The organism is Listeria monocytogenes (assembly GCF_041765605.1).
Lineage (GTDB): Bacteria > Bacillota > Bacilli > Lactobacillales > Listeriaceae > Listeria > Listeria monocytogenes_D.
Window position 1 is genome coordinate 828395 of record NZ_CP168900.1, and the last position, 12823, is coordinate 841217.

The 12823-nt window shown below is 34.6% G+C and carries 10 protein-coding genes and 1 pseudogene; 8 read left to right on the plus strand and 3 right to left on the minus strand.

Annotation, left to right across the window (positions count from 1 at the left end):
- The first annotated feature begins 77 nt into the window (after positions 1 to 77).
- Positions 78 to 2126, plus strand: a complete 2049-nt coding sequence (locus AB2Q86_RS04175; RefSeq protein ID WP_012581720.1) for a Na+/H+ antiporter — start codon at positions 78 to 80, stop codon at positions 2124 to 2126.
- A gap of 43 nt (positions 2127 to 2169) precedes the next feature.
- On the opposite strand, the gene AB2Q86_RS04180 is transcribed toward AB2Q86_RS04175, so the two are convergent.
- On the minus strand, positions 2170 to 2640 hold the full coding sequence (locus tag AB2Q86_RS04180; RefSeq protein WP_003730075.1) for a hypothetical protein: 471 nt from the start codon (positions 2638 to 2640) through the stop codon (positions 2170 to 2172).
- A 27-nt stretch (positions 2641 to 2667) separates the two neighbouring features.
- Complete coding sequence (locus tag AB2Q86_RS04185; RefSeq protein ID WP_012581719.1) at positions 2668 to 3129, minus strand: hypothetical protein; 462 nt, start codon at positions 3127 to 3129, stop codon at positions 2668 to 2670.
- A 210-nt stretch (positions 3130 to 3339) separates the two neighbouring features.
- On the opposite strand from AB2Q86_RS04185, the gene AB2Q86_RS04190 reads away from it, so the two are divergent.
- From AB2Q86_RS04190 to AB2Q86_RS04215, 6 genes are all read left to right on the plus strand, one after another.
- The gene (locus AB2Q86_RS04190; protein WP_003730077.1) at positions 3340 to 3882 is read left to right on the plus strand and encodes a helix-turn-helix domain-containing protein; all 543 of its coding nucleotides are present in this window, start codon (positions 3340 to 3342) and stop codon (positions 3880 to 3882) included.
- Positions 3883 to 3897: 15 nt separating this feature from the next.
- Entirely contained in the window at positions 3898 to 4992 is a 1095-nt protein-coding gene (locus tag AB2Q86_RS04195) for an ABC transporter ATP-binding protein (protein WP_072217158.1), read from the plus strand.
- A complete protein-coding gene (locus tag AB2Q86_RS04200) occupies positions 4992 to 5801 on the plus strand; it encodes an ABC transporter permease (protein WP_003721372.1) in 810 nt (269 codons plus the stop codon). The genes AB2Q86_RS04195 and AB2Q86_RS04200 overlap by 1 nt, the downstream gene beginning before the upstream one ends.
- Positions 5798 to 6604, plus strand: a complete 807-nt coding sequence (locus tag AB2Q86_RS04205; protein ID WP_003721373.1) for an ABC transporter permease — start codon at positions 5798 to 5800, stop codon at positions 6602 to 6604. The genes AB2Q86_RS04200 and AB2Q86_RS04205 overlap by 4 nt, the downstream gene beginning before the upstream one ends.
- On the plus strand, positions 6601 to 7674 hold the full coding sequence (locus AB2Q86_RS04210; RefSeq protein WP_012581718.1) for an ABC transporter substrate-binding protein: 1074 nt from the start codon (positions 6601 to 6603) through the stop codon (positions 7672 to 7674). The genes AB2Q86_RS04205 and AB2Q86_RS04210 overlap by 4 nt, the downstream gene beginning before the upstream one ends.
- Before the next feature lie 264 nt (positions 7675 to 7938).
- Positions 7939 to 9435: a helix-turn-helix domain-containing protein gene (locus AB2Q86_RS04215; RefSeq protein ID WP_012581717.1), complete on the plus strand. Its 1497-nt coding sequence runs from the start codon at positions 7939 to 7941 to the stop codon at positions 9433 to 9435.
- Positions 9436 to 9464: 29 nt separating this feature from the next.
- On the opposite strand, the pseudogene AB2Q86_RS04220 reads toward AB2Q86_RS04215, so the two are convergent.
- Positions 9465 to 10025 (minus strand): annotated as a pseudogene (locus AB2Q86_RS04220) (recombinase family protein).
- Between the two features lie 567 nt (positions 10026 to 10592).
- Between AB2Q86_RS04220 and AB2Q86_RS04225 the strand changes: the two are divergent.
- On the plus strand, positions 10593 to 12413 hold the full coding sequence (locus AB2Q86_RS04225) for a bacterial Ig-like domain-containing protein (RefSeq protein ID WP_012581713.1): 1821 nt from the start codon (positions 10593 to 10595) through the stop codon (positions 12411 to 12413).
- Positions 12414 to 12823: the final 410 nt, after the last annotated feature.

Sequence of the window (12823 nt, forward strand, 5' to 3'; positions counted from 1 at the left end):
AGCTGTTTTATATTTGCGAGATAGTTTATTTTGCTTCATAATAATATACGAGAAAAAACGAAAGGGGACGATACATATTGGAGATATTTTTATATGTTTTAGCATTACTTGTTGCGATTTTTATTTCTAATTTACTCAACCGGTTTGTTCCCTTTGTCTCGGTACCGCTAATTCAAATCGGTCTTGGTGTATTAATTGCGATTATGCCGATTACGTTTGATTTGCAACTAAATCCGGAACTTTTTCTAGTAATGTTTATTGCGCCTTTGCTATTTAATGATGGTAGACAGACGGATAAAGCAGCTCTTTGGGGTATGCGAATGCCGATTTTAGTATTAGCGCTCGGACTTGTATTTGCAACGGTTGTCGTGATTGGGTATTTTGTCCATTGGATGATTCCGACGATTCCACTGGCAGCAGCTTTTGCCTTAGCAGCAGCTCTTGCGCCAACGGATGCGGTAGCCGTTAGTTCCCTTTCTGGGCGGATTAATTTACCCAAACGGATTATGAACTTGCTCGAAGGTGAGGCATTAATCAACGACGCGTCAGGACTAGTGGCATTCCAGTTCGCGATTGCAGCGATGGTGACCGGCGTGTTCAGTTTAATGGATGCGAGTATCAGCTTTTTTGTTATTGCGATTGGTGGTATTTTAGTTGGGCTCATTTTGAGTTGGTTAAAATTCCGATTGTTAAAATGGGTTCGCGGCCTTGGAATGGAAGATGTTACGTTTCATATGCTTATCCAAATTTTAACACCATTTATTATTTACTTAGCGGCAGAAGAAATCCATGTTTCTGGGATTTTGGCAGTTGTTGCAGCCGGGATTATGCACTCGATGGAACAAAAGAAAATGGATCCTCAGTTGGTGAAATTAAATGTCGTTTCGCAAAGTACTTGGTCGGTGATCATTTTTGTTTTAAATGGCTTAGTATTTTTACTTTTAGGCACACAACTTCCGGCGATTACTGAAGTAGTTTGGAATGATTCAGGAAGTAGTAATTTACAAGTGATGGCTTACATTTTGTCTATCACGGCGGCCTTAATTTTACTGCGCTTTTTATGGGTATACATATCATGGAGCATCGGCGCGAAGCAAAGGCAGAAACAAAATAAAAAAACACAACTACCTAAATTTAGGCCCGTTGTTCTCACATCGCTTTCAGGTGTTCGCGGGGCGGTTACGCTTGCCAGTGCGCTCGCAATTCCGTTTTTCTTAGATGACGGATCACTATTTCCGCAGCGCTCGCTAATTATTTTTATCGCATCAGGTGTTATTCTTTGTACGTTAGTGATTGCAACATTTATTTTACCGTTACTTGCCAAAAGTGAAGAAGTAACAACGGAAGATGAACGAGCTGAAATTGCAACCCGGATTCGAATTTTGAGAAATGTGATTAGAGAATTAAAAGAGCAGACGCTACCTGAAACGAAAGCAGCAACGGATGAAGTAATTGAAGATTATCGCAAAAGAATTTACGATTTACAGCAAAATAACAGTTCGAATCGAGGCATGGATGAAAGAGAACGCGCCAAACGATTAGAAATCATCCAGTGGGAACGTGAAAACACCCAAAAAATGACCGATGAAGGACGCATTGTTGCTACAGATAGCTATCGTTATCAACACTATCTTAATATGATGGAACAAGCGATCAAACAACGCTTCCGGACAAAAGTAAAAACAGCATGGATGTTCCTTTATCGTCTCATGATGCTTGTCATTCATCCGAAAAAATGGGGTAGAATCACGCATAAAGTGAAAAAAGGTATTTCTAAAGACAGCGAACGATTCCAAGCAATTCGCCAATTACGCGAAGATAATGAAATACTCATAATTTCTAAACTCAAAGAACAGTTAACGAAAGAAAATGCCGATATCATTGGACCACTAATTACCGAACACACTATTTTCTTAGAACGCGTGAGAAAAGAGCACAGTCCGAGAGGTAAGCGAGCAAAATTCGAACAGAAAAAACGCGAAGTCCAAGTGGTGGCTTTCCAATTAGAACGTGATATTATTCAGAATATGTTTGAAAAAGGCGGAATCTCGAGAGAGTTAGCCCGAGACTTACGCCAAAATTTAAATATGATTGAAACGTATTTATATGATGACTTTTTAGAATAAGAAAAAGCCCTAAGAACAACACGATGTTCTTAGGGCTTTCTATTTAAGCTTGTATTTTTTTTAATTGTTCAGCGAGACTTTCTATTTCCAAATGGAAGTTCTTTCTGCCATTTTTGTGAACAATGGCGGCATTTCGGAGCTTAATTTTTTCTTCTTTCCCTGTTTCTAAGTTAAGAATATTGATAGTGTAATAGGGAAGAAAAGAAATGGTCCGACCGTGCAACAGAGTATCACATTCCAGCATATATTGACTAAAAGGATATTTTTTATCCGAAAATCCTCTTTTGTAAAATAGCGCGCGATTATTAATAGAGACAGTACCATTAACATAAGTGGAGAAGATGTTAATAGTTGAAATAACAAAAACGGCATATAAAAGCCAAAATTGCCAAACCCGTAAGACTTCATAAGTAATAAACAAGTAGAGACCAAGACCCAAGATAGCTAAGGCAACGATGAACGTAAAAAAAGTTTTGATATTCATATTATATTTGAAGAAAGGATAGTTTTTCATATTTGTGTACCGCCTAGGATGTTTTAGTTAAGATTGATATTGCTTGAGTTGATCACGTAATTCTTCCATTTCGACTTGCATCTGCTTATTTGCGCCTTTGTATCTACGCGCTGCATTGTGTACTTTAATTAGTTTCTCCGCGCGTGTATCTTTATTGATAATAACAATTCGGTAATAAGGCATTGCTCTCGCACTAGGACTCTTAAAACGAATTAATTTTGCATCACATTCGATAATGTATTTGCTGTAAGGATATGCTTTTGATTTGTAGTAGAAAGCTTCCTCACTAACAGCCACTTCTCCAGGAAAAAAATTCTTGAAATTAAAAAAACTAATAATGACTAATGCTGAAAGAATAGCATAAAATTCCCATGTCATGGAAAATAGAATAGATAGGATTACTGACAAAATAAAAAAAGAACTAAACATAACCAAAAGTGTAACACTACCTGCATTGATATTGAATTTTGAAAAGCGATGTTTTTTCATGAATGCTTGTCCACCTATGTTCATTTTATAACCAAATTTTAGCACTAAAAACAAAGGTTGTCTATCTTAGGAAAAATCAAAAAAACTATTGTTCATGTGGAAGCTTTGTTGTATAATGTAGCTTGCTGTAAGTAAACTTTGTGTTTAATATTAGTAAACTTCTATGACTTGAGGTTTACTATCACTAAACTTGAAAGAAAGGACATTGACATGGATATTGGCAAACGCATAAAAAATCTTAGGCTCAGTAAGAATTTGACACAAGAAGAATTAGGCGAACGAACGGATTTGACGAAGGGATATATTTCTCAACTAGAGCGAGATTTAAGTTCTCCTTCCATTGAAACGTTATTTGCTATTTTGGAAGTGTTAGGTTCTACTCCGAAAGATTTCTTTGATGAAGAAGAACACAATCAAAAAGTAATTTACGGAGAACTAGAGCATACTTTCTTTGAAGATGAAGAAAAAGGTTACAGAATAAAGTGGCTTGTTCCAGAATCGAATGAAAAAGAAATGGAGCCAGTGCTACTTGAAATAGAGGCAAATAGCTGTTTTAAAAGCTTCGAACCATCACTTTCAGAAACTTTTGCCTACGTGTTAAAAGGGGAAGTGACCGTGCTGCTTGGTCGAAATGAGTATGTAGCCAAAAAAGGAGAAGCAATTTATTTCCACGCCGCAGATGAACATCAAATAATTAATCGATCGAATGAACAAGCAATACTCATCTTAGTAGCGACAGATTCATATTTATAAGGGAGGTAAATGATTGTGACAGAAACAATTATTCGGTTTGAAAACGTAACAAAACAATTTGATAATGATCCACCAGTGCTTGACAATGTCAGCTTTGAAATAGAAAAAGGGAAGTTTTATACTTTGCTCGGCCCATCTGGTTGCGGGAAAACAACTATTTTGCGCTTAATAGCTGGATTTTTAGAAGCTTCAGAAGGACAAATTTTCCTTGGAGAAAAAGTAATTAACCAAATTCCAGCGAACAAACGACCGGTAAATACCGTTTTCCAAGATTATGCTTTATTTCCACATTTAAATGTGTATGAAAATGTGGCTTTTGGACTTCGTATTAAAAAGTTGAAAAAAGAAGCAATTGACGAAAAAGTAAAAGAAGCACTGCGCTTTGTTAACTTAAAAGGCTACGAAAAAAGAGAAATTAGCGAAATGTCTGGTGGACAAAGACAACGTGTCGCGATTGCTCGGGCAATTGTCAATGAACCAGAAGTTATTTTGCTTGATGAACCACTGTCAGCGCTTGATTTAAAACTACGTACGGAAATGCAATATGAATTGCGCGATTTGCAAAAGCGTCTTGGAATTACGTTTATTTTTGTGACGCATGATCAAGAAGAAGCACTTGCGATGAGTGATGAAATTTTTGTGTTAAATAAAGGCGAAATTCAACAAAGTGGTACGCCAATTGATATTTACGACGAGCCAATTAATAAATTTGTCGCAGATTTTATCGGCGAATCGAACATTGTTAATGGCAAAATGATACAAGATTTCGAAGTGGAATTTGTGGAAAGACGTTTTGAATGTGTCGACCAAGGTTTCCGCCCAAATGAAGTCGTGGAAGTAGTTATCCGTCCGGAAGATTTAGAGATTACTTCGGCTGAAAAAGGTCAACTGCAAGTAACCGTAGACTGGATGCTTTTCCGTGGTGTGCATTATGAAGTAGGTTGTATCGACACTGATGGAAATGAATGGCTTGTTCACACAACAAGAAAAGTTCGTGTGGGTGATAAGATTGGCTTAGCGTTTGAACCAGAGGCAATTCATGTTATGCGTCTTGGGGAAACGGAGGAAGAATTCGATAAGCGGCTTGATAGCTACGATGAGGTGCAGTAATGAATAGACGCACCCGTACAGTTTATCTTGTTCCTTATGTACTTTGGATTTTACTTTTTGTAGTCGCACCGATTTTATTGATTGTGTATTATTCATTTTTTGATGTTGATGGCAATTTTACTGTAGATAATTATATTCATTTTTTCACCCCTGTCTATTTAAAAATGACAGCTAGTTCGTTCTGGTACGCGTTTTTAATTACTGTTTTTACGTTGTTGATTTCTTATCCAACGGCGTATCTTTTAACGAAATTAAAGCATAAACAATTGTGGTTATTACTCATTATTTTACCGACTTGGATTAATTTGCTGCTTAAAGCGTATGCCTTTATTGGGATTTTTGGGACATACGGGGCGGCGAATCAATTTTTGGAAATACTTGGAATTGGCTCGAAACAGATTTTATTTACGGATTTTAGTTTCTTATTTGTATCGACCTATATTTTTATTCCGTTTATGATATTACCGATTTTTAATGCAATTGAGGAAATTAATCCGACGTTGATTCAAGCGTCGCGTGATTTAGGCGCATCGAGTTTGACGACATTTAGACGGGTGATTTTCCCACTCACTGCTGATGGCGTGAAATCAGGGTGTCAGGCTGTTTTTATTCCAGCGCTATCACTCTTTATGATTACACGATTAATTGCAGGAAACCGTGTGATTACGCTCGGAACAGCGATTGAAGAACATTTTCTAGTAACGCAAGACTGGGGAATGGGTTCGACAATTGGCGTATTTTTAATTATTGCGATGATTTTAATTATGTTCCTAACAGGTTCGAAAAAGAAAAGAGGTGCGCGTAAATGAAGAAAAGTAAATGGGGTACGATTTATTTAGTGCTTGTTTTTGTGATTTTATATGCGCCGATTTTCTATTTGATTTTTTACTCGTTTAATAAAGGCGGCACGATGCATAATTTTAGTGGCTTTACGCTTGGCTATTATAAAGAAGTTTTCCAAGATACGCGCCTACTAATTATTGTTTTAAATACGTTTGTAATTGCGCTGCTTTCTTCGGTGATTGCAACTATTATTGGGGTTTGCGGGGCGCTGGCGATTAAATTTATGCCAAAACCTTTTGCGAAAAACTCGCTTTTAAGTTTGAATAATGTGTTGATTGTTAGCCCGGACGTTATTATCGGTGCTAGTTTCTTGATTTTTTTCACGATTTTAGGCGTAAAATTAGGTTTTATTTCCGTCTTAGTTTCGCATATTGCTTTTAGTATTCCGATTGTCGTATTGATGATTTTGCCGAAATTACAAGAAATGAGCCCGACGTTAATGGATGCGGCGCGAGACTTAGGTGCAAGCCAGTGGCAAGTTCTTTCAAAAGTTATTTTGCCGTATATTATGCCGGGCGTTTTAGCTGGATTTTTCATGGCATTAACGTACTCGCTAGATGATTTTGCGGTGACTTTCTTTGTAACCGGAAACGGCTTCTCAACTTTAGCGGTAGAAATTTATTCCCGAGCAAGACAAGGGATTTCGCTTTCTATCAATGCTTTATCGACACTGATTTTCCTATTCACGATTATTCTCGTGATCGGTTATTACTTTATCAACCAACGTAATACAAGTAAAAATATTCGGACGGGGGCGACGAAAGAATGAAGCAACTGCTGAAAATTTTTGTACCAGTCATTGTCGTGGCACTCCTAATGATGCTACTTGCAACAACGATGAACCGTTCTGAGGGCTACGCTGGGAGCAATACGCTGACAATTTATAACTGGGGCGATTACATTGACCCATCGCTCATTACTAAATTTGAAAAAGAAACAGGCATCAAGGTCATTTACCAAACATTTGATTCTAATGAAGCGATGATGACGAAAATTGAGCAAGGTGGAACGACCTTTGATATTGCGGTGCCAAGTGATTACGCGATTAGCAAAATGAAGGAAGAAAATTTGCTGATTCCACTTGATCATTCCAAATTACCAAATGAAAAATACCTTGATCCGCGTTTTATGGACTTGTCGTTTGATGACGATAATAAATATTCGATGCCGTATTTCTGGGGAACGCTTGGCATTATTTATAATAAAGAGATGTTCCCGAACAAAAATTTCGATACGTGGAATGCGCTATTTGATCCCGAATTAAAAAACCAAATTTTGCTGATTGATGGGGCGCGTGAAGTCATGGGGCTTGGGTTGAATAGTCTCGGTTACTCACTGAACGATACGAATAAAGCTCACCTACAAGCTGCCAGAGACAAGCTAGAAACGATGACACCGAATGTTAAAGCAATTGTTGGCGATGAGATTAAACTTCTCATGGCGGACAATGAAGCAGGTGTCGCGGTTACTTTCTCCGGAGAAGCCGCGGAAATGCTCAGTGAAAATGAAGATTTAGAATATGTTATTCCAAAAGACGGCTCCAATTTATGGTTCGATAACATGGTCATTCCAAAAACGGCAAAAAATGTCGATGGCGCGCATAAATTTATTAACTTCATGCTAAAACCAGAAAATGCCGCAATTAACGCCGAATATGTTGGCTATGCAACACCAAACGAAAAAGCCGTCCAATTGTTACCAAAAGAAATTTCGAGTGATGAACGTTTTTATCCGGATATGGACGAATTAAATAATTTAGAAGTATATGATAACCTCGGTAAACGAATGCTGTCGTATTATAATGAATTGTTTTTGGAGTTTAAGATGTACCGGAAATAATTGAAAATCTTGGTACCAAAATACATTAAGTCAACAAAAAAATCAGAGGAATAAGCTAACATTTTTACTTCTGGATTCCCAAAATCAAACCAAAAAAAGTGACGAAATTGTCGCTTTTTTTGGTTTTTTTAAAGAGAATTCATAATATAAGTTTTTGATAGATAGGCTAATTAAGAGGAAAACAAGCACTTCTCATTTAAAAGAGATATTTTTTTACTATAAATAATATAAATGATATATTATCTATGTTAAGGGGGGATTAACTTGGTACCTTTTGAATTATCTAGTTTATTTTTATCAAAAACTCAGCTAGATAAGCTGTTTATTTTGAAGCAATTAGAGTCAGGGATGACTACATTTAGCAGCCTTGAGATGAAACTAAAAATTTCTAAACGGAAAATTAAAGAGATTGTATTGAGTTTGATAAAAGAGATGAATGTAATTCGGTCAGACCAACGAAATGAATTATCTGTGGATAGAGAAATTATACAATTTAAATTAAAACTTAAAGATAACGAATATGTAGAGTTGATTAATGATTTTAGAGTAAAATATTTACTAGAATCAAGTTTATATAGAGTACTGTTATTCGTTCTTGAAAAAAGAACTTTTAGTATTGTGATAATGGCAAATGATTTATCATATAGTGAATCATATACATATAAATTATTTGGTAAGTTAAAGCAATTTTTTAAACATATGAATTATGGTATTCAATTAAAAAAAGAAAATGCTTTTTTTTTCAAATTGGATGGAAACGAGTCTACCATAAGAATTCTCCATTATTTAGCCGTATCTGTTGCTTCTAAAGGAAATCAATGGTTATTTACATCAATTTCTCAAAATGAAATAATGAATACACAATTTTATATTGATTCACACAGATATAAGAGATTGTCCCCAGTTGGTAAGAATCGCGTAAACTCTATTTTGGCAGTTTATGAGTTAGCTTTAAAGAATAAATACAAAATAACAAATTTAAATACAGAAGTTAGTGAATTAGGCAATGCCATTAATAGAGAAATAGAAATTAATTTATATCTAAAATATTTAAAAGAAGAAGTTGTAAATAATGATACGCAGCTTCAAGAAGAAATCATTCATTTGGCTTTTCTGATTAATTATTTTTCACAAGAAGTAAGAACAGATGATGAAAAAGAAATTTTAGGAAAACATATACTCTCATTGACAAATAATTCGATAGCAAAAAATTGCGATAACATACTAAAATTGATAAATAGACGATACGAACTATCGGAAGAGACTAATAATATATTGCTTTATAGTCTATGTAACCGGTTTGTTGTTATTTATTATTTGGGATTATATAAATTTATGCCATTATATAATGTTCCTCCATTACTTGGTGATAAAGAATGTTTTATAGGAAAATGTATTGATAACAGCCTCACTGATTATAAACACGATGCGTCTTACGAAAAAGTTAAGTATAGCTTTACGCAAGTAATCAGTGGGTATTTAAATTTAGAGCTTTCTTTAAGTCAGAAAATTTATGTTGAATTCTTTCATCGACCAGAATATAAATCGATTATTGAAAACGCAATTAAACATAATTACAATCAAAAGGTACTTCAGATTACAAATAACTACCTAGAAGCAGATATAGTGATTTCAGATACACATGGGTATGATAAGAAAAAATTTTTCTATTTTAGAGATGTATTTGATCAAGGTTCATGGGAAAAATTAGGGTTATATTTAAACCAGGTTATTAGAGATGAAATTTTAGAAACAAATTAAAGGTATTCCTGAGTGAAGCTTATTTTCGCTTAGGAATACCTTTTTCTTTGTAAATAGTTATACACGGTAGGTCTAGAGATATTGTATTTTTTGGCTAGTTCAACTATGGATAAATTTGTATTCAAATAGTCATTAATCACTTCATAAATATATTTATTTTCTACAGGTCTACCCAATACTTTTCCTTTTTCTTTAGCAGCATCCATACCTGAAAGAACACGTTCCCGAATGAGTTCAGCTTCTATTTCGGCAAAAGCACTCATAATCGTAAAGAAAAATTTACCCATTGAAGTACTTGTATCAATATTATTTTGAATACTGATAAAATTGATATCTCTATCATTAAAATGTTCCATCAACCTAAGTAAATGTTTGGTTCCACGTGATAGTCAATCTAATTTAAAGATAACAAATGTATCTCCAGGCTCTAATGCATTTAATGCTTTGGAAAGTTCTTTTCTTTGTATGTTTCTTCCGCTATCAAATTCGATATAAATTTTATGGCAACCATACCTCTTTAGTGCATTTAATTGTGAGTCCAATTGTTGATGTACTGTACTTACACGGGCATACCCAATGGTTTTCATCATTCTCCTCCTAAATTAAAAGCTTATATGTTATTTTAAAAAAAAATACAGGAAAAATGTATTTTTTTCATTATCCTTGTTGCGCTAAAGTTCACGAAATGTGGATAATCAGAAAACGCTATATTATGATACTATATTGCTACTAACAAGGCTGTAATCTATTCTAATATATAATTTACACTTGAAAAGTATAAAAAAACACCCTAGTTTATCACAAATCAAAGCACTTAGATGACAAAATTACACATAAATTGAAGTGTAAGGAAATCATTTGATAGTAGGTATGGAAACAAGTGAACAAGTTCTTAAAAAGGCAATTAGAAAATATTTTCATGAAGAAAGTATTACCTTAGAATCGTTTAAAGAGGTTTGGTTGATGCGTGATGAGACCATCATCAATCTAGAGTGAGTCAATAGCAATTTAAAAACTGGCGAATACTTGAAGTTATATTTGGATGAATACTAAAGAACATGTGTTACACTTCCTAATCAAAAAAAAGAATTGTAAGTTATATGAGTATTTACGTTTATTCATATACATTCAAGAATTAAAGAAATGGGGATTAATGAATGAAATTAATGAAGTATATTTGTGTATGTTTATTGATGGGACAGATTTTTGTAACGCCTGTGCTGTCATATGCAGAGGAAACAGATCAAAGTACAGGAAACAATGTATCAGAAGGTAACAAAATCAATTCTTTAACTGATAGCGAAGATACTAGCAATCAATCAGGGGAACTTGATGAAGAAGATATAATAGATGGTAATGTGAAAAATAAGAATGCCATTAATCAATCAGAGGATACCAATAAAGAAAATAAAGCAATGTTAAAAGTAAAAGATTCTACGTTGTATGTAGGAGACAAATGGGTATCAGAAGACAACTTTTTCTCAGCAACGGATAAAGACGGAAATAAATTAACAGTCGGTAATCTAGAGGTCGAAGGAACAGTAGACACAAGCACAGCAGGAGTATATGAAATCACATACAAAAATGGAAGCTTGAGCGAAATCGCAAAAGTAAAAGTTGAGGCTAAGCAAACTGGAAGTATTACACTTCGATATGTAGACACCTATGGAAATCTTGTTAAAGATCCTGTAGATGGGTGGGAACCAGAGCCACAAACAATTATTGGAAATATTGGAGAATCTGCAGACGGAGACCTTTATTGGATTGAAATGAGGGGATGGCAAAAGATAAGTAATCTTCCTGAGGGCATAAAATATGAAGCGTACCCGCAAACTTATGATATCGTGTATGACAACATAGGAGTGATTTATATATCTTATAAAGACTCTTTGGGAAATGAGTTAAAACCTAAGGAGAGAAATACCGATTATGTATCAAAGTTTGATTGGAGTTTAGAAGAGCTCCCTCAGCCCGTGCCTTATGAAGTGATGCCGATTGATATTGAGGGGTATAAAAACACTGGAGTAGAAGGAGATCCCGCATCAGGTAGTATGGAGTTTTCCGAACCCATAAAAAGAATTACGTTTATATATGATAAGATAGACAACAGTGCAATCAATGTCCACGATTCTATAATTTATACGGGAGATAATTGGGGTCCTATAGATAATTTCGATGGTGCATTTGATAAACAAGGAAATGTAATAGATTTTCAAAATATAAAAGTAGAAGGTTTTGTCAATTCTAATCAAGCAGGCATATACGAAGTGAAATATAGTTATGAAGGTGTTACAAGTTTGGCGAAGATTACAGTGAAAGAGAATAAAACAAACTTGAAAGTAAAGGACGCTACATTATCTGTAGGAGATAAGTGGTCACCCAAAGATAATTTGGTTTTCGCAACAGATAAAGATGGTAATGAATTAACAGTAGGCAATCTAGAGGTCGAGGGTACGGTGGATACAAGTAAAGCAGGCGTGTATGAAGTTACGTATAAAAACGGAAACTTGAGTGAAACCGCGAAAATCACTGTAAAAGATCTCAATGAAAATGATCAAACATCCTTAGAAATAAAAGACTCAACATTGTATGTAGGAGATAAGTGGGAAGCAACCGACAACTTTATTTCAGCGACAGATAAAGATGGGAATACTTTGAAAGTAACTGATCTTCAAATAGAAGGTGTAGTAAATACAAAAAAAGCTGGCATCTATGAAGTAACATACAGAAACGGCAACTTAAGCAAAATAGCTAAAGTAACAGTAAAAGAAAAACCATCTATCAGTACTTCTAATGGTGATCAAGGTGGAAAACAATCTCAAGATAAAGGAAGTAAGAATAAACAAGATACTAACAATACTAACAGCTCCTTACCAAAAACTGGAGAACAATCAACGTTCTATTTATCACTAATGGGTATTATACTTCTTTTAAGTGGCTTAGTCATGATGTATCGAAGAGTTAAACTTAAAAAATAAGTAGCTAGGTAAATGTATAATAACTTTATTTTAAAAAATCAAATTCATAAGCATACTTTTTGGCAGGGAAGATTTAATTACTAAAATCTTCCCTGTTTTTTGTTTTTTTGAGAACTAAATGGATGTTATTTATAGAAAGGAGTTACGTTAGATGGATAATTATTCTGAGAAAGAGTGCATTTCCTAACAAATGCACTTGATTTATATACCTTTAGCACAAGATATCTTAACAAAAAATGTAACGAGTTGTTAGGTATGTTAGGTAATGAAAGTAACAAAAGGAGTGACTGAAGAATAAAACTTTTGAAGTAATGATAAATCAATTAGATTATGATTCATAAAGTGTCTAAGCTTCATCAAGCGAGTCTGATGATAATAGAAGTAAAAGAGTATTTATCAACTGTTAGGGG